The sequence below is a fragment of the Gordonia polyisoprenivorans NBRC 16320 = JCM 10675 genome (assembly GCF_000241325.1).
In the GTDB taxonomy this organism is placed as follows: domain Bacteria; phylum Actinomycetota; class Actinomycetes; order Mycobacteriales; family Mycobacteriaceae; genus Gordonia; species Gordonia polyisoprenivorans.
In genome coordinates, this window is record NZ_BAEI01000011.1 from 232,169 (window position 1) to 255,841 (window position 23,673).

Sequence of the window (23,673 nt, forward strand, 5' to 3'; positions counted from 1 at the left end):
CAAGGTACGGTTCGCCACCCCACGGGTCTTCGCGACAGCGCACAATGTTCACGTGGATCGCCGCGCGTCGATGAGTTTTGCATCGCTTTTCGCGATGATGAGCGTGGCGCAGCAACTCGGTGAGGGCGCCGATCTCGACGACGTACTGCAGGTCATCGCCCGGGGCATCATCGAGGTGATCGGCTTCGACGCCGTCGCGGTCAACGTGCGGCGTGACGACGGCGACTTCGAGGTCCGTGCCGTGGTCGGTCCGCCTGAACTCGAGAACCTCCGTGGCGAGCGGATGACCGAGTCCGTCTGGCTGGAGCTGCTCGACTCCGCCGAACGCTGGGGCGGGGTGTACCTGACGCGAGAAGCGGAGATGGCCGACGGCGTCGCGTCGATCGATCCGTGGCGGGAACGGTTCGCGTCGGGCGCGGAGCCGGTCGACACCGCCGACACCGCGCCCGGGTTCCTGCCGCCCGCGGTGTGGGAGCCGGAGTTCGCCCTTCTGGTTCCCGTCTACGCCGACGAGCAATTGCAGGCAGTTATCAGTGTCGACCTGCCGCGCAGCGGGATGACCCCCGACCCGGAACAACAGGCACTGCTCGAACTGTTCGGCGTCCGGGTGGGGATAGCACTGACCCGCGTCACCGAGGCCGGCCGGGCGACCGATCGGGTGCGACTCTATCGGGCCTCGTTCGCCGAATCGCCCTTGGCCACAGCACTTCTCGACTCGCGCCTGCGACTGATCGACGTCAACGACGCCTTCCTGCAACTCACCGATGCGATACCCGGTGAGTGGGACGGACGGGTGCTCGCCGATGTCGTCGCGGTCGACGCCGACGAGTTGGCGTGGCGGTTCGACGGTTTGGAGCCGGGCGAAGGGGCGAGCGTCGCCGAGTTCTGCGGGCTGCGCCACCCCCGCGGGCTGCACTGGGACCGATGGGTCGACGTGACCGCCCGCCGCGTCGAATCCATCACCGACGCAGCGCTGTTCGTGTGCACGATCGCCGACCGGACGCAGGCACGCGCCGAGTTGAACGCCATCCGCTACCGTGCCGATCACGACGGGCTGACCGGGCTCACCGTGCGTGAGGTGTGGCTCGACGAACTGAACGACCGGTTGCGTGGCCAGCGGACCGGGGTGCTCGGAGTGCTGATCTGCGATCTCGACGGATTCAAGGAGGTCAACGACACCTCCGGGCACGTTGCCGGCGACGCGGTGCTGCGATCGGTCGCCGAGGCGATGCTCACGGCCGCGCACCGAAGGGACGTCGTCTGTCGTTGGGGCGGCGACGAATTCGCGGTGGTGTGCACCCGCAAGACCCTCACAGAGGTCAACGATCTCGCCGCGGCGATCGCCGTCGGTGTTCGCGGGATCTCGACCTCGGCATCCGCCTCCGATCCCGTGTCGGGCCTGGGGATCTCCATCGGCATCGCCGCGCTGGAGAATCCCGAGCCGACGGTCTCGAGTACCACCCTGGTCGACGTCGCCGACGGTGCGCTCTACCGCGCAAAGGTACATCCCACCCAGCGGTGGCAGGCCACGGTGATCTGAAGCCCGCGATCTGAAGCCCGCGATCTGAAGCCCGTGATCTGAAGCCCGTGATCTGAAGCCCGCGATCTGAGGGACCCGCGATCGAAGAGGCGCGGCCACGCTCAGCCGAGCATGACCCCGAACATGATCGCCATGCCGACCGCCATGAACACCTGGCAGAGGTCCCCGGCGAAGGTCATCAGATCGGACGAGGCACCCGGGGCCCGACGACGAGCGAAGTACAGGTACAACCAGACCGCCGCGGCGAGAGCGAAGCCGATGGTGAGAATCCAGTTGACGGGTGTCACGTAGCCGGGTTGCGCGGCGTGATGGCCCATGTCCATGCCGGGCATGTTCGTCCCGGGCATGTCGTCGTGATTGTGCGCGAGCACGGTCACCGACGGCCCCGGCGAGCCCATGGCCATCGCCTGCGTCGTCGGCCCGCCGGGCAGAACGGTGCCGTTCATCACCGCGTACATCCAGGCCATCGCGCCCATCATCGTGGCGTGATACACCGCGGCGAGTCGCCCGAACGGTGTGGTTGTCGGTGGGACACAACCACAGTCGTCGGTGGGCCGCAGCCTCGGGTGCAGTGCCAGACTCACCAGGAACCACGCTGCCGCGACGACGAAGAACCACATGGGCCCCGCGGTCGGCCAGTCCGCCGAGAACGGCCACGCCATCACCAGCATGGCCACCGACATGACGAGGTGCAGCACGTGCCCGAGGTAGGCCTCCCACGGCATCCGACGGGTGAGCATCAGGTAGGCGCACTGCGCCGCGGCGAGCGCGAACAGTATGGTGACCACCCACCGCAGCACGATGTCGTCGATCATCGGGCTGCCCCGGCCGCAGTGTCGGCCTCGGCGCCTCGGCGTGCGGTGAACACCCCGCGCGCGGCGTCGACGATCACGAACAGCGCCAACGGGATTCCGAACCACGGCATGAACCAGCCGAGTCCCGCCGCGACCGCAACAACGGCGAGTGCCTCCGCCGGACGTAGAGTGCTCAGCGCCCCACGGCGTGGTGCCCGGGGGAGATGTCGATCGCTCGTGATGGATCGTGCCCCGGTGGATCGTGCCCCGGTGGGGCGCCGCCGCCACCACATGAGGTAGCCGCGGACGATGACGCTGATGAGTCCGATTCCCAACGCCACCAACGCGATCTGGTTGACAATGCCGAACAGGCCCATGTGTGCACTGATCGCCCAGGTGGTCATCTTCGCCATGAACGGCCACCGGGCGAAGTCGACGCGGTCGGTGACGGCGAAGGTGTGCGGGTCGACGGCGATCGCGTCGTAGTGGCTCGGGTAGCCGCGGGCGTTCTCCTTCACCGACCAGGCGGCTCCCGGCTCCGCGGGCACCGAGATGTTCATGGGACCGACCAGCCCGGCGGCGCGCGCGGCGTCGTAGACCTTGCTGAAGTCGGTGGCGCTGAAGTCGGTGGCGCCGAGCGGTGCCAGACCGGTCTGGGCGGCACCGGAACCGTGATGCGCGGCCGCGTCACCGGAGCCGGCGATCGTCGTCGACACCGCAGGCGTCGTCCACGACAATTCGCTGCGCAGGTCACCGATGTTCTCGCCGGCAAATCGAGACCAGCTCAGTCCCGACGCCGACAATCCGATCAGACCGATGATGATCCACATCCCCACCGCGCCATGCCAACTCAGGGTGCGGGCGCGCCGGGGTGCGGTGCGGTCCGGGACGGCCAGCCGGGCGAGTTTGTGGGTGCGCCGACGATGACCGATCCACAGGATCAGCCCGCCGACGGCCACCACCCACAACCAGCTCGCGCCGATCTCGCTGTAGTTGCGGCCGAGGTCACCGAGATGCAGATTGCGGTGCAGGTCGTCGAACCACGCCCGGACCGGCAGCCACTCGCCGAAGGTCGGCAGCGCCCCGCGGACCTCGCCGGTGTAGGGGTCGACGAACACGGTGCGGGTGCGGTCGGCGGGCAGGTCGTCGGTGGCGAGCACCACCCGGGTGGTGTCCCCGGCGCGCGGGGCCGGTGTCACCGAGACGATGGCGCCCTCGGGATGCGCACGCCGCGCGGCATCGACCTGTGCCGACAGCGGGAGCTCTGCGCTGCCGATGCGATCGACGGTCAGTTCGTGGGCGTAGACGGCGCGATCGATTTGGGGGATCAGGGCGTACAGGGTGCCGGTGACGGCCGCGACGAGCAGGAACGGACCGATCAGGATGCCGGCGTAGAAGTGCCAGCGCAGCAGCAGGGGGCGCCACCGGTCGGCAGCGGAACGGCCTGCGGCACCGCGTGTGTCGAGCCGGTCCGACGCCCCGGGCGCCCGGGGTTCGAGGGGATCGGAGACATCGGCGGGCTGGGTCGTCACCACGTGTACGTCCTGCTTTCGGGCTGGGCTGGTGGACTTCGAGTGCGGGGCCCGGAGAACTTTCCGGGGCATCGCAGAAGAGGTCGGCGCGTCAGGACTGATGGTTCCCGGGCCCCGGTGTGTCGTGCGTCACCCACGGACGGATCGTCGCGCACCGCCTAACCTCTACAGGCGTGGGAAACCCTGATCACCTGATGTCCGGAGCCGGCGATGTCGCTGAACCGACCACCGCGGAACCGACCACCGCGGAACCGACCACCGCTGCCCCGATCACCATCTTCGGCCCCGACTTCCCCTTCGCCTACGACGAGTGGATCGCCCATCCCGCCGGGCTCGGCGAGGTACCGGCCGATGCACTCGGTGCCGAGGTCGCCGTCATCGGAGCCGGTATGGCCGGGATGGTCGCGGCGTACGAGCTGATGCGGATGGGGCTGCGACCGGTGGTCTACGAGCCCGATCGCATCGGCGGACGGCTGCGGTCGGAGCCGTTCGTGCCCGGTGAACCGGAGGTCGCCGAGCTCGGCGGCATGCGCTTTCCGATCTCGTCGAGCGCCTTCTTCGGTTATGTGAACCGGTTCGGTCTGCGGTCGGCGCCGTTCCCGAACCCGCTCACCGAGGCCGCCGGAAGCACGGTGATCGACATCGGTGGCGAGACGTTCTACGCCCGCACCCTCGACGACCTGCCACCGGTCTACCGCGAGATCTCCGACGCGTGGGACGCGGCGCTCGAACGCATCGCCGGCTACACCGGTTTGCAGCAGGCCATTCGTGAGCGTGACACCGTCGAGCTCAAGCGCCGATGGAATGCACTCGTCGCCGACTGGGACGACCGCAGCTTCTACGACTTCCTGGCGACCTCCACCGAATTCGGCTCGCTGTCGTTCCGCCATCGGGAGTTGTTCGGTCAGGTCGGATTCGGCACCGGCGGTTGGGATTCGGACTTCGCCAACTCGATGCTGGAGATCCTGCGGGTGGTGCTGACCAACTGCGACACCGATCAGCACCTGATCGTCGGCGGCGCCGAGCAGGTGCCGCGGGCATTGTGGGCCGATGCGCCGCAACAGATCACGCACTGGCCGGTGGGGACGAGCCTGTCGTCGTTGCACCACGGTGCCCCACGGGCCGGGGTGCGCTCCTTGCGTCGGCTCGGACCCAACCGCATCGAGGTCACCGACCGGTGGGGCGATTCGCGGGTGTTCGGCGCGGTGATCGCGACGTGTCAGGCGTGGTTGCTCTCCACCGAGATCGAGTGCGACGAGGCACTGTTCAGCCAGGATCTGTGGATGGCCCTCGACCGCACCCGGTACATGCAGTCGTCGAAGACCTTCGTGATGGTCGACCGGCCATTCTGGACCGACCGGGATCCGCGCACGGGACGCGACGTGCTCAGCATGACGCTGACCGACCGGTTGACCCGCGGTACCTATCTGTTCGACAACGGCCCCGACCGTCCCGGGGTGATCTGCCTGTCCTACTCGTGGATGAGCGACGCGCTGAAGATGTTGCCGCACCCCGTGGAACGTCGTGTGTCGCTGGCACTGTCGGCGTTGCGCAAGATCTACCCGGATCTCGATATCGCCGAACACATCGTCGGCCGTCCGATCACCGTCTCGTGGGAGGACGACCCGAACTTCCTCGGCGCATTCAAGGGTGCGTTGCCCGGGCACTACCGGTACAACACCCGCATGTACGGTCATTTCCACGATCAACATCTCCTTCCCGAGCAGGAGCGGGGGATCTTCATCGCAGGCGACGACGTCTCGTTCACCCCGGCGTGGGTGGAGGGGGCGGTGCAGACCGGACTCAACGCGGTTTGGGGCGTGATGACGCATTTCGGCGGACGGTGCCATCCGGACAATCCGGGGCCGGGGGACCGGTACGCCGAACTCGGACCGATCGACATCGGGGGATGAGGATGACCGACAAGTCGCTGGATTCCGGATCGCCGCACGCCGGGTCGCCGAACACCGGATCGCCCAACACCCTGCGCCTGGCCCTCTGGCAGTGTTCACCGCTTCCCGATTCCGACCGCGATGATCACGCAGGCGTCATCGCGGAGAACCTGGACCGGCTCGAGCACACCATGGCCGACGTGGCCGGGCGGGCCGACTTGCTGATCACCCCCGAGATGTTCCTGTGCGGCTACAACATCGGCGCCGCGGCTGCGCGCGCACGAGCCGATGAGGCCGACGGCCCGATCGCTGCATCGGTGGCGCAACTGTGTTCGCGCTACGGCCTCGCGGTGCTCTACGGGTGCGCCGAGCGCGTGACCGACGCTCATCGGTTGGGCGCCGGTGTGAAAGAGGCGGTGTACAACACCATTCGGCTCGTCGACGCCGACGGCGTGACGATCGCGACCCATCACAAGACGCACCTCTTCGGCGACCTCGACGTCGCGATGGTGACCGCCGGTACGACGCGTGCGCCGGTGATCGACTTCCGGTCATGGCGGTTGGGCATGCTCATCTGTTACGAGGTCGAGTTCCCGGAAATGGTGCGCGACTTGGCGATCCGCGGAGCCGATGTGGTGTGTGTGCCGACGGCGAACATGCCCGAATACGACAAGGTGCAGCAGATCCTCCTGCCGGCGCGGGCGTTGGAGAATCAGGTGTACCTCGCCTACGCGAATTATGTTGGTAGCGAACGGGAACTGTCGTTCGGCGGTCTCAGCGAGATGATCGGCCCCGGCGGCACCATCGACGTCTCGGCGGGGCGCGACGAGCAGGTCATCCTCGCCACTGCCGACCGTGACACTCTCCGATGGTCACGTGAGACCTGGCGGTATCTCGCCGATCGACGTCCGGAGTTGTACTGACGGCGCGAGCCTGCTGAGCTGATGCCTCGCCGGGAGTGAACCGCCCCTCGTCGATGCTGCGCACACTTCGCCTGTTGACACCGGATGTTCGCTGGTCTGTATTGCGTTCGGCCCGTGTGCAATTCGTATACACGCGTTACCACAAGAGATTGTGGGCCAGATCTGGACACGGCACCCAATGTGGTCTAACTTACTCCTCAGTACGAGACCTACTCGTGAGTAACTGACGCTCGGGGACGTCGGCGGACCATCGATTCAACGTGGGGGCTGCATCTTGTTCGACTTCATGGAGTGCGAAACACGGACTCGCCGAGCGTTTCTCGGCGGAAACGCGATCCTCGAGGCCTACGACGTCGAAGAGGTGATCGTGCTACCCGCATTGCGGATGCTGGTGTGCGACAACGGGACCGACGCGTCATCGTCGGCGCCGTGGGAGCTCGACGAGTCGGCGCGAACCCAGGTGCGCGCCTCGATCGCAAGGCATCTGCGAACCAGTGACGTCCTGGCGGGCATGCTGCGCGACGCCCTCGGAGGCCGTCACCTCGATGGCCGTCGCCTTGATGGCCGGCAGCTCGATGATCGGAGCCCTGTGGATCGGGGCGCAAGCAACCCCTTGCGTGGGGTCGCCGGTGCACTGCCGGTGCGTGCCCAGGGCTTCTTGCTGTCCGATGCTGCCAAGGGCGACGACGCCGCCAGGTCGGATCTGGTACGCCTGGCCTTTCTGCTGGTCGCCGCGCATGCGTTGAGCGATCCCACCGACGTGGCGACGGCGTCGCGGTCGCTCAATCTCGTTCCGCCGCCGCTGCATCGCGATCGCGCGATGATGAATACGGTTCTCGCGCAAGTGGTGCCGGCGCTGACGAGCCCACGCCGGGCGTGGTTCGAGATCACCGTCAGCAAGGCGGCGTCGTTCTTCTCGGTCCCCGACGAGAAACGGCTGCCGGCCGTCGGCGACCGGTTGGCCCCGGGCACGTCGGATCTGACGTTGCTGCGTTACAACCGGCACTCGTTGGCGCTGGCATGCGAACAGGTCGGACTCAGGTTGCTCGGCTCGGTCTGATCTCGCCCATCCCCGATCACGCTCGGGACCACGACGTCGGCGGTATCGTGGCGAAGGTGAGTGAGCCGAGCCACCGATCGCCGACTCCTGTGCGTCATCGGTGGCTCCTGCACATCGACCTCGACCAGTTCCAGGTCGCGGTGGAGCGGTTGCGCAGCCCCGAATTGGTCGGTGTGCCGGTGATCGTCGGTGGTAACGGGGATCCGACCGAGGCGCGCAAGGTGGTGACCTGTGCGTCCTACGAGGCGCGTGCGGTAGGTGTGCGAGCGGGGATGCCGCTGCGGGCCGCCTACCGCAAGATGCCCGATGCGGTGTATCTGCCGCTCGACATGGCGGCCTACGACGCGGCGTCGGCCCAGGTCATGAACATCCTGCGGGAGTCGGGACACCCCATCGAGGTCTGGGGCTGGGATGAGGCCTACGCCGGGGTCGACGACGGGACCGACGCCGAGATCCGCACCCTCGCGACCGGACTGCGCGAACAGGTCGCGCACCGCAGTGGGTTGTCGTGTCGTATCGGCATCAGCGACAACAAACAACGTGCCAAGATGGCCACCGGCTTCGCCAAGCGCGACGAGTCGGCGGGTGGTGTGTTCCTACTCGACAACCGGAACTGGCTGCCGCTCATGGGTTCTGCCCCTACCCGCGATCTGTGGAGTGTCGGCCCGCGCACCGCGGACAAGCTGACCGAGATGGGGGTGAACACGGTCGACGAGCTCATCGCCACCTCCCGCGAGGACCTCATCGCGAGATTCGGCCCGCACCAGGGCAACTGGTTGTATGTACTCTGCCGTGGCGGCGGCGACTCGACCATCACCGTCGAACCGTTCGTCGCGAAATCCCACTCCAAATCCCGGACCTTCGCCACCGATCTCACCGAGCCCGATGAGATCGCTGCGGCAGCAACCGAACTCACCGAGGATTTGCTGACCCAGGTCGTCGCGGAGGGGCGGGTGGCCTTTCGGGTGGCCGTCACCGTACGCACCTCCACCTTCTACACCCGGACCAAGTCGCGAAAGTTGCCGGCCCCCGGCACCGACGCGGCGGTGATCACCCCGGTCGTCGTGGAGTTGTTGGGCAAGTTCGAACAGGGACGACCGATCCGACTGCTGGGGGTGCGCCTCGACCTCGTCGAGGACTCGGACGGCGCTGTGGCAGACGGGGGCGAGCCGGACTGAGCGGACGGATTTCGGGTCGGCGCGTCGAGTCCTCGCGATGCTTTCCCGATGACCGCACCCCGGCGGACGCCTCTGGCGTACCCGCGTCGCGGAGTCCCGGCGCATCGCCGACCGGGCCACGCGGGGTGGGCGACGGCACCAGCTGCGGCGCATCTGCGGGGGAGCAAGGTCTTCTCCACCGTCGCCGCCCGGGGTTACGGTAAGGCGTGTCGTCTCTTCTCGAACACCACGTGCGCCGCTCCGGGTCCTGCCGTCCGCCGGGGAGTCGGGTCCGACGACCTCGCGTCGCGTCGGTCGTCGTCGTTGCGGCCATGGTCGTGGGCTCCGTGTTCGGGATCGGGGCTCTCGGGATCGGGACGGCCCAGGCCCGGCCGCACACCCCGTTACCCGTGACCTACGACTTCCTGGCCGGTATCTCCGCCGAACTCGCCCATCCCGGCGGGTCGCTGCCCGGCACCAACGACTACTCGTGCCGCCCGTCGGCCACCCACCCACGGCCGGTGATCCTGGTTCACGGCAGCGGCGGTGGGCAGCAGACGAATTGGGCCACGCTGGCGCCGGTGTTGGTCAACGCCGGCTACTGCGTGTTCGCACCCACCTACGGTGCCCTCGGCACGGTGTGGCCGGTCTCGGCGCTCGGCGGACTCGGACCCAAACCCGACAGTGCCTGGCAGGTCAAGGAATTCATCGACCACGTGCGCGCCGCGACCGGCAGTGATCAGGTCGACATCGTCGGACATTCGTTGGGCACCGAGATCCCCACCTACTGGCTGAAATACCTCGGTGGGCGCGGCCATGTGGCCCACTACGTGTCGCTCGCGCCGTACTGGCGTCAGGGCCCCGACGACGACGACGTCCGCGGCGAGACGATCGCCGCATTCCGTGCGCGACTGGGGATTGCACCGCCCGCTCATCCGGCGTGTCCCGAATGCACGCCTGCGCCGGCGGATCTGAACTTCAACCAGGCGGTCCGCCTGCCCACGCCCTACCTACCGGGGGTGCGGTACACCAACATCGTGACGCGCGACGACGAGATCGTCACCCCGTACTCGGCGGGCATCCTTCCCGGACCGCCCGGCACCGACGTCACCAATATCGTTGTGCAGGACGGCTGTCCGATCGATCACGCCGACCATCTGTCCATCGTGGCGAACCGGCGATCGGCCGCGTTGGTGCTCAACGCCCTCGACCCGGCCCATCCCGGACCGGTGCCGTGCGTACCGGTGTCGCCGGTGACCGGCGGCTGATCAGACGGTGACGTACGTGCCGAGCATTCGGACAAAGGCATCGGTGGTGTGCTCGAGCGATACCTGATCACCGGTCATCACAAAGCCGAGGGTGAGCCCGTCGGCGGCTGCCACCACTGCGGGTGCGATCTGCTCTTCGGGTACCGCCCAACGGAATCCGCCGAGCCGCGCGCCCTCGCGCAGCATCCGGATGACCAACTCTGTGTAGCGCGCGTACAGATATTCGGCCAGCGGTTCCAAGCCCGTCGTCCGGCGCGCGAACAGTCCGAGCGAGATCAGCGCATGCTCGCGGGTGGCGTTGCCGACGACGTCTCCGGCGAAGCTCTCGAATCCGGCGCGGATCACCTCGCGCGGATGTAGTGGTGCGTCGCTCGAGCGTTCCTCGAGCGCGCGGATCCGCTCGTTGAGCGCATCCAATTCCTCGTTGATGCCATGCTCGGCCACTGCCGCGAGCAACTCGTCGCGACTGTCGAAAGCGTAGAACAGCCCCGACTGCGGAACGCCCGCCTCCAGGGCGATCCGTCGTGTGGTGGCGCTTTCGACACCTTCGGTCGCGATGACCCGCAAGGTGGCCTCGATGGCGAGTCGGCGTCGCTCGGCGACACTCAACCGCATCGGGTTCTCCTCTGTGTGGTCCGGTCGACGGTAGGTCGGCCGAGACTTTTGTTCTGCTGTGGACGTGAGTTGGTGGACACAACTCGATGGACATATCTCTATGGACAATGCTCAGTGGACGAACAGTGAACATCACGGATGGTACTCACATCGACGCCCGCCGTCCGCGACCTGCTGCGCCCCGTCTGAGTCCCTGGCGCGGCGGCGAATGCACGGTATTGGCCACATCCGTTCGGCCGCAATGGCTTACCCGGCGACGGCACGTCCGGTCGGGTGGGTTCACCACGGTCACCGGGAATGTCGGGGGATGGGTAAAGGTGGACCGCGTGCCGTCAGGCCCGGACGACGGGCGGTAACGCGGAGATCGCGTCGTACTGCTCGCGCTGCTCGTCGAGTGTGTCGGACAGGAAGGTCCGGGCGATGAGCAACAACTCCGACACCTTCGGGTGGGCGAGCGTGTAGAACACGGCGTTGCCGGTGCGCGTCGAGCGGACCACGTGATGCCGTTTGAGGACTGCGAGATGTTGCGACATGGTGGTCGGGCCGATGTCGATGATGGTGAGGAGTTCGCTCACCGGGGTCGGCGAGTCGTTGGCCGAGAGGACCTCGAGGACCCGGATACGCGCCGGATGGGCGAGCGCCTTGAACAGGTTGGCCTTGATCTCATACAGCGGCTGATCGGTGCCGGAGAAACCGGATGTCGACACGGGGGCTCCTCGGTCATTCACCGCTTGGAGTCAACGATGAATTGATGGATTACGTGATTGCGAAATCGATAATACGACGCCGGGCAGCCCGGGACAAGTCCGAGATCGCAGGACACGGGCGTGACCGACGAAGTTGCCCGAGCGAGGTCAGTCGCGCGGAACGCGCACACCCAGGAGGCGGGCGTCGGGATCGTGGTCGACGCCGATCGTCTCCCAGGTCACACCGATGCGCACGACCGCGTAGGCGGAGGTGGGAAAGCGATCGATGCTGCCCTCGGGGTCGAGGGTGAGCGCGGTGGTCGGCATACCCGGGTCGTGACCGACGACGAGCACGGTCGCGGCGTTGGCGGGTGCGTGGATGCGCAGCGCCTCGAGCACGTCGAACGGACTGCCGCCGTAGAGGTCGTCGAGGTAGACGGTCGGGGCGCCGATCCCGGTCCGGTCGAGGGTCTGCCGGGTGCGCGTGGCCGTCGAACACAGCACGGCGTCGACCGACAGTCCCTCCTCGCTCATCCATCGACCGGCCAGGGCTGCCTCGCGCCGACCACGGTCGGCGAGCGGGCGCCCGTGATCGCCGACGCCCGGCGGGTAACCGGACTTGCCGTGGCGCATGAGGACCAGCGTCCGCCGGGGGCCGGCGGTGTCGGCATGGCTCACGCGACGCCTCGGCCGTTGCGGGTCGTCGTCGCCGGGCGCGACGACGGCGTGTCGCGGGAGCGCTGTGAGCGGGCCAACACCCGGGCGGTGGCCCGCCACGCCGCGGCCTCCTGCCGGTGGAAGCAGGCCAACTCGGCGGCGTGATCCCACGCGTCATGATCCCGGCCGGGGTCGTCGGCATCCGCCTCGGTGGCCGCGTCGGCGCAGGTCTCGGCCAGTTCGGCGGCGGTGTCGGCGTCGGCGGCCTCGTCCAGGCACCCGACGATCAGGTGGTCGATGAGCGAGGGGTCGGTGCACACGGCCTCGATCGTGGTGGCATCGAGGGTCGCGAGGATCTCCAGTTCTGATCGCAACCGCATGCATCCAACCTACGACGTGCAAACCTCGCCTCGCGGGTAGGCACACCGTTAGCCTTGTGGACGTGCATTCCTGGGTTCCGGCGATACTCGCGGTTCTCGCGGCACTGTTGATCGCCGCCGGAACCGTGTTGCGTCAGCGTGCGTCCCGGGCGTCGGGTGCGATCACCCGCGGCTGGTGGGTGGGGGCGTCCATCGCGATCGCCGGGTTCGCGCTCCAGGCGGCTGCGCTCGGCCTCGGATCGATCCTGCTGGTGCAGCCACTCGTGGTCCTCGCGGTGCTGTTCGCCCTGCCGCTCGAGGCGTGGGCCGATCGGCGCCATCCCGCCAAGCGCGAGTGGGCATGGGGTGCGGTCCTGGTGATCTGCGTGGCAACGTTCCTGCTCATCTCGCGCCCCGAACCGTCGATGCGCCGACCGCACGACCTGGTCGTGTGGGCGACGGTCGCCGCGGTCGCCGCGGTGATCGTGTTGTGTGTGGTCTGTGCCGAGCGTTCGACCCCGCACTATCGGGCGCTGTTCTACGGGTTGGCCGCGGGCACCCTGTTCGGGGTGTCGGCGCTGCTGATCAAGACCATCGTCTACCAGCTGCTGCATCATCCGGTGCACCTGTTCATGCACCCCGAGCTGTACCTGTTCGTCGTGGTCGCCACCGGCGCGATCCTCGCCCAGCAGAAGGGTTTCGGTGCCGGCGACCTGCAGACGTCGTTCCCGGCGATGAATGTGATGGAACCCGCGGTGGCGATGGCACTCGGCGTGGTGCTGCTCGGCGAGAACCTCAAGGTCTCGACGACCACGGCCCTGTTCCTCGGAGTGGTGTTGGCGGTGATGATCCGGTCGGTCGTCGAGCTGGCCAAGGAATCGGCGGTCCGGTGCGGCACCTTGCCCGGCCAGCCGGCGCCTACGGTCTCCGAGGGCCCTGTCTCCGAGGACGCGGGGGTCGATCCGACCGGGGATGCGTCGACGCCCCGGGCCCAGCCCGAGCCCGGAGCGTCGACTGGCAGTGATCAGATCAGGCGGTTACCGGATCGATCACGGGGATCAGATTCTGCGCCCACGTCGCGGCCATCACGCTCGGCTTGACCGCCGAGGAGTTGTCGTGGCGGGCGTGCTCGCCGACCTGCGTGGCGCCCCGTGCGGTGAGTTTCTCGGCCATCAGTTCACCGCCGCGGTTGAAGGTCTCGCCGTAGACCGTGTCGCCGAGCCCGAACACCGCGAACCGTAGGCCGGACAGGTCGGGGGCCAGGGCGTCGAGTTCGTCGGCGAACGGCTCGGCGCCGGTGGGCAACTCGCCTTCACCGTAGGTGGAGCAGATCACCACGAGGAAGTCCTCGGCGTCGAGATCCTCCACCGCGAACTCGCTCATGTCGTAGATCGACGGATCGTGATCGACGCTCAGGACGTCGGCGATGGCATCGGCGACCAACTCGCTGTTGCCGGTCTCGGTGCCGTAGAGGATGACGACGGACATGGGACTCCTTCCAGAAACATGGCAAGGCTACGCTAATTCGCTCGCGCTTCACCATCCGGTCCGGTCCGTGCTGCTCACCACATTCGCCGCCGGTTCGTGACGGCCGACCCTTGCGCAATTACTTGGATGTCCTAGTATTGGGGTTGTCCCCAGAACCCGAGCAGAAGTCCAGGTGATCTCGCGGTGAGTACAACCACCACCTCCATCCCGCACTACCTCAACGGCACCAAGGTGACCGCCGACGGCGGTCGCTTCGCCGACGTCTTCAATCCGAGTACCGGCGCCGTCGCGGCGCAGGTTCCGCTCGCCAGCACCGACGACGTGGCCAAGGCGGTCGAGACCGCCAAGAAGGCCCAGCAGGAGTGGGCCGCGTGGAACCCGCAACGGCGCGCCCGGGTGTTGATGCGCTTCGTCGATCTCGTGAACAAGAACGCCGACGAGATCGCCACCACCCTCTCGCTCGAGCACGGCAAGACCCACGCCGACGCCCTCGGCGACATCCAGCGCGGCATCGAGGTCATCGAATTCGCGATCGGCATCCCGCATCTGATCAAGGGTGAGTTCACCGAGGGCGCCGGTTCGGGCATCGACGTGCACTCGATTCGTCAGCCCCTCGGTGTGGTCGCGGGCATCACCCCGTTCAACTTCCCGGCGATGATCCCGCTGTGGAAGGCCGGTCCGGCACTCGCCTGCGGTAACGCCTTCATCCTCAAGCCCAGCGAGCGGGACCCGTCGGTTCCGGTCCGCCTCGCCGAATTGTTCACCGAGGCAGGGCTTCCCGACGGTGTGTTCCAGGTCGTCCATGGCGACAAGGAGGCCGTCGACGCGCTGCTCGATCACCCCGACGTCAAGGCACTCGGCTTCGTCGGCAGCTCCGACATCGCGCAGTACATCTACTCCACCGCCGCGGCGAACGGCAAGCGTTCGCAGTGCTTCGGTGGCGCCAAGAACCACATGATCATCATGCCCGACGCCAACCTCGATCAGGTCGTCGATGCATTGATCGGCGCCGGCTACGGCAGCGCCGGGGAGCGGTGCATGGCGATCAGCGTGGCGGTACCGGTCGGGGAACAGACCGCAGAACGGTTGCGCGCCAAGCTCGTCGACAAGGTCAACGCGTTGCGCGTCGGACACTCCCTCGACCCGAAGGCCGACTACGGGCCGCTGGTGACCGCAGCCGCACTCGAGCGGGTGCGCACCTACATCGGCAAGGGCGTCGAGGAGGGTGCCGACCTGGTGATCGACGGTCGGGAACGGGGCAGCAACGAGCAGACCTTCGGTGACGAGGACCTGTCCAACGGCTTCTTCATCGGCCCGACGCTGTTCGATCATGTCACCAAGGACATGTCGATCTACACCGACGAGATCTTCGGTCCGGTGCTGGCCATCGTGCGCGCCGCCGACTACGACGACGCGCTCGCCCTGGCCTCGGATCACCAGTACGGCAACGGTGTTGCGATCTTCACCCAGGACGGTGACGCCGCCCGCGACTTCACCGCCCGCGTCGAGGTGGGCATGGTCGGGGTGAACGTTCCCATCCCGGTTCCGGTGGCCTACTACACCTTCGGCGGCTGGAAGCGGTCGGGCTTCGGCGACCTCAACCAGCACGGTCCGGCGTCGATCCAGTTCTACACCAAGACCAAGACCGTCACCTCACGCTGGCCGTCGGGCATCAAGGACGGCGCGGAGTTCGTCATCCCGACGATGGACTGATCGGCGATGACGACCTTCGTGGACTCCGGTCTCGACGCCGACGAGCGCGTCATCGTCGAGACCGCGGCCGACTTCGCGGCGAAACGCATTGCCCCACATGCTCTGAGGTGGGACGCTGACAACCACTTCCCGGTTGCCGAGCTGCGCGAGGCCGCGCAGCTCGGCATGGGTGCGATCTACTGCGCCGAGGATGCCGGTGGTAGTGGTCTGCGCCGACTGGACGGGGTGCGGATCTTCGAACAGCTCGCCTACGCCGATCCGGCGGTCGCCGCCTTCCTGTCCATCCACAACATGTGTACGTGGATGGTCGACGAGTACGGCACCGATGAACAACGCGCACAGTGGGTTCCACGGCTGGCGAGCATGGACACCGTCGCCAGTTACTGCCTCACCGAGCCGGGTGCCGGTTCGGACGCGGCAGCGTTGTCGACCCGTGCCGAGCGGGTCGGGGACGAGTACGTGCTCACCGGCGTCAAACAGTTCATCTCCGGTGCGGGTTCGTCGGATCTCTACGTCGTGATGGCGCGGACCGGGGATGCCGGGCCCAAGGGCATCTCCACCTTTCTCGTCGAGAAGGACTCGCCGGGGCTGAGTTTCGGTGCCCAGGAGCACAAGATGGGGTGGCACGCCCAACCCACCGCGCAAGTGATCCTCGACGAGGTGCGGGTTCCGGCGACCAACCTCCTCGGTAACACCGAGGGCATCGGATTCGGTATCGCGATGAACGGCCTCAACGGCGGCCGGCTCAACATCGCGGCGTCGTCGTTGGGTGGTGCGCAGGCGGCCTTCGACAAGGCGGCCGCCTACGTCGCCTCCCGAAAAGCCTTCGGGGCGGCGCTGATCGACGAGTCGACCATCCGGTTCACGCTGGCCGACATGGCGACCTCGCTGCACACCTCGCGCCTGATGCTGTGGCACGCGGCGAGTGCACTCGACGCCGGCGCCCCGGACAAGGTCGAACAGTGTGCGATGGCCAAGCGCTACGTCACCGACTCGTGCTACTCCGTCGCCGACCAGGCGTTGCAACTGCACGGCGGCTACGGGTACCTGGCCGAGTACGGAATCGAGAAAATCGTCCGGGATCTGCGCGTGCACCGCATCCTGGAGGGGACCAACGAGATCATGCGAGTCGTGGTGGGTCGGTCCATCGCATCGCGCTTCTCGAACTGACATCACCGAGAGATTCGATATGGAGATTCGACAATGACGACGATCGCCTTTCTGGGACTGGGCAACATGGGTGGGCCGATGGCGGCGAATCTGGTCAAGGCCGGGCACACGGTGCACGGCTTCGATCCGGTGCCCGAGGCGGTGAAAGCCGCGCAGAACAACGGTATCGAGACCTTTCCGACCGCGGTGGAAGCCGTCGCGGTCGCGCAGGTCGTGATCACGATGCTGCCCAACGGCGCGATCGTCAAGCAACTCTACGACGAGATCCTCCCGGCGAGCGCCACCGGAACGCTGTTCATCGACAGCTCGACGATCTCGGTCGCCGATGCCCGTGAGATCAATTCGCGCGCCGGTGATCTCGGCTTCGCGCAGGTCGACGCCCCGGTGTCGGGAGGTGTGAAGGGCGCGACCGCGGGCACCCTGGCGTTCATGGTCGGTGGCACCGAGGAGGCCTTCGCCGCGGCGCGCACCACCCTGGATCCCATGGCGGGCAAGATCATCCACTGCGGTGACACGGGTGCCGGGCAGGCCGCGAAGGTCTGCAACAACATGCTGCTGGCCGTGCAACAGATCGCGGTCGGCGAGGCCTTCGTCCTCGCCGAGAAACTCGGCCTCTCCGACCAGGCGCTCTACGACGTCGTGACCGGTGCGACCGGCAACTGCTGGGCCATCGAGACCAACTGTCCGGTGCCCGGCCCGCAGCCGACGTCGCCGGCCAACAACGAGTTCAAACCCGGATTCGCCACCGCGTTGATGAACAAGGACCTCGGCCTGGCCATGGACGCCATCGCCGACACCGGTTCCCGCGCCCCGCTGGGAACCCATGCGGCGCAACTGTATCGGGCCTTCGCCGAGCAGAACGCGGGACTGGATTTCTCGGCGATCATCGAGACCTTGCGTTGAGGTGAGCCGTTCGAGGTGATGTTGTGCCCGCAATCCGGGCACAACATCACCCGGAGTCACGCTGCCGATGACCGCAGCGCCTGCGCGACCCGGTCAGCCACGACGGTCGGGCGGTCGATCAGGTCGGACCACGTGAAGTTGAGTACCGTCCACCCCGCCGCGACGAGTGCGTTGCGCTTGGTGCGGTCTCGTTGAAACGTTGCCGCGTCGCGGTGAAAGCCGAAGCCGTCGATTTCCACCGCGACCATATGGCCGGGAAATGCGAAGTCGATGACGTACCCGCACGAAGGCAGGTTGGCGACCCACCCGGTGATGTAAGCCGAGCGGAAGAGCTTCACCGTGAGTCGTTCGGCCTCGGATCGTGCACCGTCGCCGACCAGCCGCAGATACTGCGCCACTTGTGCCGCGCCGCGGCGTCGTGGGTACCGGGCATGCGCTGCCGCAAGCGACTCGGGGGTGACGCACCGGGACAGGAGGGCCGAGTCGATCACCGACATTCCCAAGTCGAGTGCGGCGTCGAGGACGGTCAGGTCGGGGCCGGTGGTCCGGAGGCCGTCGTGGACGACGATGTCCTTGTCCTGCAGTGGTCGGTAACGTGCCACGGCGGTAGCCGACGACCGATGATGTCGCCCGTGGGTGCTGGTGAAGACCACGTGCTTGCGCGGCTCCGTGGCGTGTAGGCCAAGCCACCACGCGGCCGCCGCTCCACCCAGGACGGCTTGCCGATGTACCGAGAGCACCGCGATGCGCGCTTGCGCTCGATCCGAACGTGCGTGTCCGGCAACGAGATAGACCCCTCGTGCGACGACCTGCCAGGTGCCGGAGGCGACCCGTCGTTGGATTGCCGACGCGCTGAGTCCGCACGCAGTCGCCTCCTCGGTGGTGAACACGCCGTCACGTCGCACCGACAACTCGTGAATGTCCATGACGAATTCGACGCGGGACACCGCCAGTCGGTTCCACGACGCCTCGGATCAGTGTTCCGGGTGATGTTGTGCCCGCATTCCGGGCATAACATCACCCGGAACGACGATCAGCCCTCAGAAATCCCCCGCGTGATGACGCAGCGAGTGGATGGCGCCGACCAAACCCCGGATCTCGTCACCGTCCATGCCGACGTCGGCGAACACCTCGCGGTTGAGTGTTGTCGTGGCGTCCTCGACGGTGGAGCGCCCCAGGTCGGTGATCTCCACCAACGTGGTCCGGCCGTCGGTGGGGTGGGGCAGTCGCCGGACCAGCTTCGCCTCCTCGAGTCGACGGATCGCGTGGGTGACGCTGGTGACGTGGACCTGGAGTCGGTCGCTGGCCTTGGTGATCGGGAGGGCGCCGTGCCGGGAGAACGCGAGCAGACGGAGCAACTCGAAGCGAGAGAACGTCAAATCGTAAGGGCGCAAGGCAGTCTCGACACGGGCCAACAGAATCTGATGGGCGCGCATCACCGAGGTGACCGCGACCATTCCGTCGGCGACGTCACCCCATCCGGCCGAGGCCCAGTTGTCCTTCGCCTCGGCGATGGGATCGAAACGCATGCTCCGGCCTGCCATGCGTCATACCCTATCCGTTCGGGCGGCGGCGTTTCTCGCTCCGTGCCCGCTCAGCCGCGTCCTCGGCGACTCCGAGGGAGCTGAGAAAAACATAGACATCAAATGAATGAAAGCTGAGTAGTCGGCCCCGCGAGGTGTTGACGGTGCGCGAAGACCGGCAGACCGGAGTCGGGTTTGTTACGGTGAAAATTCGGGGGTGCAGACAGATCAGAGGCCGACTAGGGGTGGTGACGCGCATGCGTCAGATCGAGGAATTCGGGCCCGAGTTGATTCTGCCCGACGTGTTGACCGAGTCCGACATATCCAGGGCCTACGGAATGGTCACCGACGCCGACAGCTTGAGGGCATTGCGCGCAGAGTGTGCTCGCTGGCGCGCGGCGCACCCGCGGGAGATGTCCGACTCGGCCTTCTGGGTCCTGCACGCCCACCAGATGAGCACGTTCAATCTCGGTGACCACACGAACGCGTCGGCGTTGGCCGACGAGATGGTGAGACTCACCGAGATTCGCGGCCATCCACGGTGGCGCTCGATTGCTCACCTCGTGCGGGCATCGACGGACTTCTCGCGCGGACGTAGCGCCGCATCGATGAGCGACCTCGCCCTCGGCGTTGCGCTCCTCGATCGTGAGTATGGCCGCCGGTCTTGGCGCGAGCCGGGCTGGGCCGAGCGTCTCGACGGGCTGCATCTGATGGGTGCGACGATGACCTATGCCGCCGTCGCCCTGCTGGGCCTGAACTTGGATGTGCAGTTACGCGTGTGGATCGATCGGATGAGCTCTCCCGACGCCGTGGCCCAGCCCGCCACCCGCAACATCGGCGAGCTGATCCGTGGCTGGTATCACTTCTACGCCGGATGCGGCAAGAGTGCGCTGCGCGCACGCATAGACGCGGCCCGATGTTTTGCCTTGGCGTCAGCGGCTTTTCGGCGAGCTGCCGACGGTCCGTGCGGCCGCCCCGCGATGGTGCCCGACGACATCCGGGCCCTCGAAGCCGCGGCTGCGGCGTTGGCAGGCGGCCCGTCCGACGAGACGATTCTCGACCGCCATCGCCACGGCCCGCCGGGGACGTCGACGACGGTGGTGAATCTCGCGTGGGCGCGTATCGCGTCGGCGCGGGGAGATCATCATCGCGCGATCGCTGCGGTGGACCGTGCCGTCGAATGCAACACCGGTCTCGATGCCCGGCCCGAGTTGCACTGGGTCCTGTTGATCGCGGCGGCCGATCTGCGGCGCAGGGGCCGCGCTCCCAATGAGTCCGAGAAGGCCTCCGATCGTGCGGTGGCCGCGTTGATCGGTCAGCATCAGACCGAGGACGCCGCGCGGGCACAGGCCTTCGATCGCTCACTCGCCGAGGCGCGGGAACGCCTCGACGTCGAGCGTCAGCGGGCCGCCCTGCACACCGATCCGTTGACCGGCCTGGGCAATCGACGCTGCCTCGACACCCAGCTGGCGGCGGCGCGAGCCTCGGACGACGACCGCGCGCTGTTCGTCGCATTCCTCGACGTCGACAACTTCAAACTGCTCAACGATGCTCACAGTCATCTGTACGGGGACCGGGTGTTACGGACCATCGGTGCGTGTATCCGCGCGATCATCGGCGAAGGAGAGCGCGGAATCCGTTACGGCGGAGACGAATTCGTTCTCATCCTGAACGCGATGGAGGAGTCCGGGTTGGTCGCCAGACTCGCACGGTTGCAGTCCTGCATCGCCGAGACGACCGCTGCGCTGATCCCCGAACACGGACCGGTGTCGGTGTCGGTGGGTATCGCCCACCTCGGTGACAACGCCACCACGGACGCTTTCCTGTTCGCCGCCGACCGCGCGATGCTCGACGTCAAACGCACCGGTGGCGGCGCCATCGGCGTCGCGGCGCTCGGTTCGCCGCCGGTGTGATGAGGATCGCGCCCGCGCCCGGCCCCGCCGTCACGGCGCAGCGAGCAGCACGCGGATCGCGCCGACGATGGTGTCGACCAGCGCGGCGACGGTGTGATCTCCGAGTTCGCCGCGTTGTTCGTCGGAACGCAGCATGATCACCGATTCGACGAGGCGGAAGGGTAGCAGTCTGCGCATGTCGGTGGGGTCGTCGAGGGCCGTGGCGGCCAGGGACTCGTACGCTCCGGCCAATTCTTGTCGGGCGGAACGGAAGTGGGCGTATCGCTCGTCGGCGACCTCGGGCAACAGATAGAGCGAGCCGAGATTCCAGCGTGCGTCGACAAGCTGTTGGGCGTCGATGCGCGCAAGTTCGAGGAGCCGGTCGAGGGCGGGGGCATCGGACCCCAGCAATTCGCGCGCGGTCTCGAGCGAACCGACGACGGTCGTGTCCAGCAGCGCGGCGAGGATGTCGTCCTTGTTCTTGAAATAGTGGTAGAGCGAGGCCTGCCGAATGCCGACCGCATCGGCGATCATGCGCGTCGAGGTACCGCTGTAGCCGTGACGGACGAACAACTCGCCTGCGGCGTCGAGGATCTCGTCGCGTGCAGTGGCTCCGCGCCGCTTGGGCTCGGTCAGGCGAGGCCGCCCGGGGCCGGTGCCGCGGGGAGGCGCGGTACGGGACATGGCGGCTGGCTCCTCGCGCTCGGCTCCTCGGAAAGAAAGCATGCTGGTCGGTTTCGCGACAGAATCAGCCTAACGCAACGGTGCGTAACACGGCTGTCACAGGGGTTTCCCGGCCCGCAACATATCTATCACTCGACAGAAATAGATCGACGGTTATCTATCAACTGACAGATACAGCGCTCGACGGGGAGCCCTACCGAAGGACATCGCCATGACCATGACCGCTCATTCATCCCCGGAGCCCACCCCGACTCCCGCCTCACCGTCGTCGGGCGGGGGTGACACCGACGACCTCCTCGACCTCGGCTACGACCAGCAACTGCACCGCTCGCTCGGTAAGTTCGCCTCGTTCGCGGCCGGCTTCTCGTTCGTCTCGATCCTGACGACCATCTTCCAATTGTTCGGTCTCGGTTTCGGATTCGGCGGACCGGCTTTCTTCTGGACCTGGCCCATCGTCTACGGCGGCCAGTTCCTGGTGGCGTTGTGCTTCGCGGAGATCGCCGCGCGCTACCCGATCTCGGGTGCGATCTACCAGTGGTCGCGCCGAATGGGCGGAGAAGTCGTCGGCTGGTTCGGTGGGTGGTTCATGATGATCGCGCAGATCGTCACCGCGGCCGCGGCGGCGATCGCCCTGCAGGTCGTCCTGCCCGCCGTCTGGACCGGTTTTCAGATCATCGGGGACGACCCGACGCTCACCAGCACCTCCGGTGCGGCGAATGCGGTCCTGCTCGGTTCGGTACTGCTCGTGGCCGTCACCGCGATCAACTGCGTCGGGGTGCGGTGGATGAGCCGCGTCAACAACATCGGCGTGACCTGCGAGCTCGTCGGCGTCACCGCTGTGGTGCTGGCACTGTTCACCCACGCCAAGCGCGGCCCCGACGTCGTCTTCGACACCGGACTACCCGGACAACAACCCGGCTACATCTGGGCGTTCATCGTCTCGGGTCTGATGGCCGCGTACGTGATGGTCGGCTTCGGGTCTGCGGGTGAGCTCGCCGAGGAGACCCGCAACCCCCGACGGGTCGCCCCGCGCACCATCCGGATGGCGCTGACCGTCTCGGCGATCGGTGGTGGCCTGATGCTGCTCGGCGCGTTGATGGCCGCTCCGACACTCGGTGACGAACTCGCGACCGGAGGCCTTCCGTACGTGCTGGATTCGGTGCTCGGTGGTTTCTGGGGCAAGGTCCTGCTGTGCGACGTCGCGGTGGCGATCTTCATCTGCACCCTGGCCATCCAGACCGCGTGTTCGCGGTTGATGTTCTCGATGGCCCGCGACGGCCGACTGCCCTTCTCCGCGCGACTGGCACATGTCAACGCCCGCACAGGAACTCCCATCGCGCCGTCCATCCTGATCGGGCTGCTCTGCGTCGCGACCCTCCTGGTCAACGTCGGCAACCCGGCGATCTTCGCGACCCTCGCGAGTGTCTGCATCATCCTGATCTACCTGGCCTACCTCGCGGTCACCGGACCGATGCTGTACCGACGTCTGCAGGGCTGGCCGAAGGGGACCGTCGAGGTCGACGCCGAGGGCAAGAAACTGTTCGGACTCGGGCGATTCGGAATCGTCGTGAATCTGGGAGCGGTGATCTACGGGGCGCTGATGGTCGTGAACCTCGCCTGGCCGCGCACCGAGATCTTCGACCCCGCAGGCGACATGCCGATACTGCGTTGGGCCGGTCCGATCTCGATCGCGATCACGGTGCTCGTCGGAATCGCCTGCTACCCCCGGGGAAAAGAGCATCCCAAGCCGGTCACTCCCATCGGCAGGGCCGCAACCAGCCGCCAGACCAGCGACATCGCCACCGTCGACTGACTCC

Annotated in this window: 22 protein-coding genes; 12 read left to right on the forward strand and 10 right to left on the reverse strand. The window is 67.1% G+C overall.

What is annotated here, in order from left to right; all coding sequences use genetic code 11:
- Nucleotides 1–70: 70 nt before the first annotated feature.
- Nucleotides 71–1,540: a diguanylate cyclase domain-containing protein gene (locus GOPIP_RS04660; RefSeq protein ID WP_210739430.1), complete on the forward strand. Its 1,470-nt coding sequence runs from the start codon at nucleotides 71–73 to the stop codon at nucleotides 1,538–1,540.
- Nucleotides 1,541–1,641: 101 nt separating this feature from the next.
- On the opposite strand, the gene GOPIP_RS04665 is transcribed toward GOPIP_RS04660, so the two are convergent.
- Both GOPIP_RS04665 and GOPIP_RS04670 read right to left on the reverse strand, forming a co-directional pair.
- Nucleotides 1,642–2,355 (reverse strand): DUF5134 domain-containing protein, encoded by a 714-nt coding sequence (locus tag GOPIP_RS04665; protein WP_006368398.1) that lies wholly within the window; start codon nucleotides 2,353–2,355, stop codon nucleotides 1,642–1,644.
- Nucleotides 2,352–3,869: a PepSY-associated TM helix domain-containing protein gene (locus GOPIP_RS04670; RefSeq protein ID WP_006368399.1), complete on the reverse strand. Its 1,518-nt coding sequence runs from the start codon at nucleotides 3,867–3,869 to the stop codon at nucleotides 2,352–2,354. Before GOPIP_RS04670 ends, GOPIP_RS04665 begins: the two co-directional genes overlap by 4 nt.
- Before the next feature lie 191 nt (nucleotides 3,870–4,060).
- On the opposite strand from GOPIP_RS04670, the gene GOPIP_RS04675 reads away from it, so the two are divergent.
- The 5 genes from GOPIP_RS04675 (at nucleotide 4,061) to GOPIP_RS04695 (ending at nucleotide 10,166) form a co-directional block, all read left to right on the forward strand.
- Nucleotides 4,061–5,779 (forward strand): flavin monoamine oxidase family protein, encoded by a 1,719-nt coding sequence (locus tag GOPIP_RS04675; protein ID WP_006368400.1) that lies wholly within the window; start codon nucleotides 4,061–4,063, stop codon nucleotides 5,777–5,779.
- Nucleotides 5,780–5,781: 2 nt separating this feature from the next.
- Nucleotides 5,782–6,681: a carbon-nitrogen hydrolase family protein gene (locus GOPIP_RS04680; RefSeq protein WP_006368401.1), complete on the forward strand. Its 900-nt coding sequence runs from the start codon at nucleotides 5,782–5,784 to the stop codon at nucleotides 6,679–6,681.
- Nucleotides 6,682–6,967: 286 nt separating this feature from the next.
- The gene (locus GOPIP_RS04685) at nucleotides 6,968–7,741 is read left to right on the forward strand and encodes a hypothetical protein (protein WP_238534749.1); all 774 of its coding nucleotides are present in this window, start codon (nucleotides 6,968–6,970) and stop codon (nucleotides 7,739–7,741) included.
- Between the two features lie 56 nt (nucleotides 7,742–7,797).
- On the forward strand, nucleotides 7,798–8,919 hold the full coding sequence (locus GOPIP_RS04690; protein WP_138944074.1) for a DNA polymerase IV: 1,122 nt from the start codon (nucleotides 7,798–7,800) through the stop codon (nucleotides 8,917–8,919).
- Nucleotides 8,920–9,230: 311 nt separating this feature from the next.
- Entirely contained in the window at nucleotides 9,231–10,166 is a 936-nt protein-coding gene (locus GOPIP_RS04695; RefSeq protein ID WP_006368404.1) for an esterase/lipase family protein, read from the forward strand.
- Here GOPIP_RS04695 and GOPIP_RS04700 read toward each other — a convergent pair whose 3' ends face one another.
- The 4 genes from GOPIP_RS04700 to GOPIP_RS04715 form a co-directional block, all read right to left on the reverse strand.
- On the reverse strand, nucleotides 10,167–10,781 hold the full coding sequence (locus GOPIP_RS04700; RefSeq protein ID WP_006368405.1) for a TetR/AcrR family transcriptional regulator: 615 nt from the start codon (nucleotides 10,779–10,781) through the stop codon (nucleotides 10,167–10,169).
- Between the two features lie 332 nt (nucleotides 10,782–11,113).
- A complete protein-coding gene (locus GOPIP_RS04705; RefSeq protein WP_006368406.1) occupies nucleotides 11,114–11,488 on the reverse strand; it encodes an ArsR/SmtB family transcription factor in 375 nt (124 codons plus the stop codon).
- Nucleotides 11,489–11,635: 147 nt separating this feature from the next.
- Nucleotides 11,636–12,145, reverse strand: a complete 510-nt coding sequence (locus GOPIP_RS04710) for a SixA phosphatase family protein (RefSeq protein ID WP_006368407.1) — start codon at nucleotides 12,143–12,145, stop codon at nucleotides 11,636–11,638.
- A complete protein-coding gene (locus tag GOPIP_RS04715) occupies nucleotides 12,142–12,504 on the reverse strand; it encodes a hypothetical protein (protein ID WP_006368408.1) in 363 nt (120 codons plus the stop codon). The genes GOPIP_RS04710 and GOPIP_RS04715 overlap by 4 nt, the downstream gene beginning before the upstream one ends.
- A gap of 56 nt (nucleotides 12,505–12,560) precedes the next feature.
- Between GOPIP_RS04715 and GOPIP_RS04720 the strand changes: the two genes are divergently transcribed.
- Entirely contained in the window at nucleotides 12,561–13,583 is a 1,023-nt protein-coding gene (locus GOPIP_RS04720) for a DMT family transporter (protein WP_006368409.1), read from the forward strand.
- Here the strand turns inward: GOPIP_RS04720 and GOPIP_RS04725 are convergent.
- Nucleotides 13,513–13,971: a flavodoxin domain-containing protein gene (locus GOPIP_RS04725; RefSeq protein WP_006368410.1), complete on the reverse strand. Its 459-nt coding sequence runs from the start codon at nucleotides 13,969–13,971 to the stop codon at nucleotides 13,513–13,515. The genes GOPIP_RS04720 and GOPIP_RS04725 overlap by 71 nt on opposite strands.
- Nucleotides 13,972–14,154: 183 nt before the next feature.
- Between GOPIP_RS04725 and GOPIP_RS04730 the strand changes: the two genes are divergently transcribed.
- The 3 genes from GOPIP_RS04730 to mmsB are packed head-to-tail and all read left to right on the forward strand — an operon-like array spanning nucleotide 14,155 to nucleotide 17,757.
- A complete protein-coding gene (locus tag GOPIP_RS04730; protein WP_006368411.1) occupies nucleotides 14,155–15,684 on the forward strand; it encodes a CoA-acylating methylmalonate-semialdehyde dehydrogenase in 1,530 nt (509 codons plus the stop codon).
- 6 nt (nucleotides 15,685–15,690) lie between these two features.
- On the forward strand, nucleotides 15,691–16,854 hold the full coding sequence (locus tag GOPIP_RS04735) for an acyl-CoA dehydrogenase family protein (RefSeq protein WP_006368412.1): 1,164 nt from the start codon (nucleotides 15,691–15,693) through the stop codon (nucleotides 16,852–16,854).
- A gap of 33 nt (nucleotides 16,855–16,887) precedes the next feature.
- Nucleotides 16,888–17,757, forward strand: coding sequence for a 3-hydroxyisobutyrate dehydrogenase (mmsB, locus tag GOPIP_RS04740; protein ID WP_006368413.1), 870 nt, complete (start codon nucleotides 16,888–16,890; stop codon nucleotides 17,755–17,757).
- Between the two features lie 56 nt (nucleotides 17,758–17,813).
- Here the strand turns inward: mmsB and GOPIP_RS04745 are convergent, their stop codons facing one another.
- Both GOPIP_RS04745 and GOPIP_RS04750 read right to left on the reverse strand, forming a co-directional pair.
- Nucleotides 17,814–18,683, reverse strand: coding sequence for a type IV toxin-antitoxin system AbiEi family antitoxin domain-containing protein (locus tag GOPIP_RS04745; protein ID WP_043457255.1), 870 nt, complete (start codon nucleotides 18,681–18,683; stop codon nucleotides 17,814–17,816).
- A gap of 114 nt (nucleotides 18,684–18,797) precedes the next feature.
- The gene (locus GOPIP_RS04750) at nucleotides 18,798–19,301 is read right to left on the reverse strand and encodes a MarR family transcriptional regulator (protein ID WP_006368415.1); all 504 of its coding nucleotides are present in this window, start codon (nucleotides 19,299–19,301) and stop codon (nucleotides 18,798–18,800) included.
- 236 nt (nucleotides 19,302–19,537) lie between these two features.
- On the opposite strand from GOPIP_RS04750, the gene GOPIP_RS04755 reads away from it, so the two are divergent.
- On the forward strand, nucleotides 19,538–21,193 hold the full coding sequence (locus tag GOPIP_RS04755; RefSeq protein WP_006368416.1) for a GGDEF domain-containing protein: 1,656 nt from the start codon (nucleotides 19,538–19,540) through the stop codon (nucleotides 21,191–21,193).
- A 30-nt stretch (nucleotides 21,194–21,223) separates the two neighbouring features.
- On the opposite strand, the gene GOPIP_RS04760 is transcribed toward GOPIP_RS04755, so the two are convergent.
- Nucleotides 21,224–21,856 (reverse strand): TetR/AcrR family transcriptional regulator, encoded by a 633-nt coding sequence (locus GOPIP_RS04760; RefSeq protein ID WP_006368417.1) that lies wholly within the window; start codon nucleotides 21,854–21,856, stop codon nucleotides 21,224–21,226.
- A 211-nt stretch (nucleotides 21,857–22,067) separates the two neighbouring features.
- Between GOPIP_RS04760 and GOPIP_RS04765 the strand changes: the two genes are divergently transcribed.
- A complete protein-coding gene (locus GOPIP_RS04765) occupies nucleotides 22,068–23,669 on the forward strand; it encodes an amino acid permease (protein WP_006368418.1) in 1,602 nt (533 codons plus the stop codon).
- Nucleotides 23,670–23,673 lie beyond the last annotated feature (4 nt).

Bases quoted from the DNA above. Each gene is read 5' to 3' on its own strand.
- GOPIP_RS04660 (WP_210739430.1), top strand. From the start codon at position 71: ATGAGTTTTGCATCGCTTTTCGCGATGATGAGCGTGGCGCAGCAACTC.
- GOPIP_RS04665 (WP_006368398.1), bottom strand. From the start codon at position 2,355: ATGATCGACGACATCGTGCTGCGGTGGGTGGTCACCATACTGTTCGCG.
- GOPIP_RS04675 (WP_006368400.1), top strand. From the start codon at position 4,061: ATGTCCGGAGCCGGCGATGTCGCTGAACCGACCACCGCGGAACCGACC.
- GOPIP_RS04680 (WP_006368401.1), top strand. From the start codon at position 5,782: ATGACCGACAAGTCGCTGGATTCCGGATCGCCGCACGCCGGGTCGCCG.
- GOPIP_RS04685 (WP_238534749.1), top strand. From the start codon at position 6,968: ATGGAGTGCGAAACACGGACTCGCCGAGCGTTTCTCGGCGGAAACGCG.
- GOPIP_RS04695 (WP_006368404.1), top strand. From the start codon at position 9,231: ATGGTCGTGGGCTCCGTGTTCGGGATCGGGGCTCTCGGGATCGGGACG.
- GOPIP_RS04700 (WP_006368405.1), bottom strand. From the start codon at position 10,781: ATGCGGTTGAGTGTCGCCGAGCGACGCCGACTCGCCATCGAGGCCACC.
- GOPIP_RS04715 (WP_006368408.1), bottom strand. From the start codon at position 12,504: ATGCGGTTGCGATCAGAACTGGAGATCCTCGCGACCCTCGATGCCACC.
- GOPIP_RS04725 (WP_006368410.1), bottom strand. From the start codon at position 13,971: ATGTCCGTCGTCATCCTCTACGGCACCGAGACCGGCAACAGCGAGTTG.
- GOPIP_RS04735 (WP_006368412.1), top strand. From the start codon at position 15,691: ATGACGACCTTCGTGGACTCCGGTCTCGACGCCGACGAGCGCGTCATC.
- mmsB (WP_006368413.1), top strand. From the start codon at position 16,888: ATGACGACGATCGCCTTTCTGGGACTGGGCAACATGGGTGGGCCGATG.
- GOPIP_RS04745 (WP_043457255.1), bottom strand. From the start codon at position 18,683: ATGGACATTCACGAGTTGTCGGTGCGACGTGACGGCGTGTTCACCACC.
- GOPIP_RS04750 (WP_006368415.1), bottom strand. From the start codon at position 19,301: ATGGCAGGCCGGAGCATGCGTTTCGATCCCATCGCCGAGGCGAAGGAC.
- GOPIP_RS04755 (WP_006368416.1), top strand. From the start codon at position 19,538: ATGCGTCAGATCGAGGAATTCGGGCCCGAGTTGATTCTGCCCGACGTG.
- GOPIP_RS04760 (WP_006368417.1), bottom strand. From the start codon at position 21,856: ATGTCCCGTACCGCGCCTCCCCGCGGCACCGGCCCCGGGCGGCCTCGC.
- GOPIP_RS04765 (WP_006368418.1), top strand. From the start codon at position 22,068: ATGACCATGACCGCTCATTCATCCCCGGAGCCCACCCCGACTCCCGCC.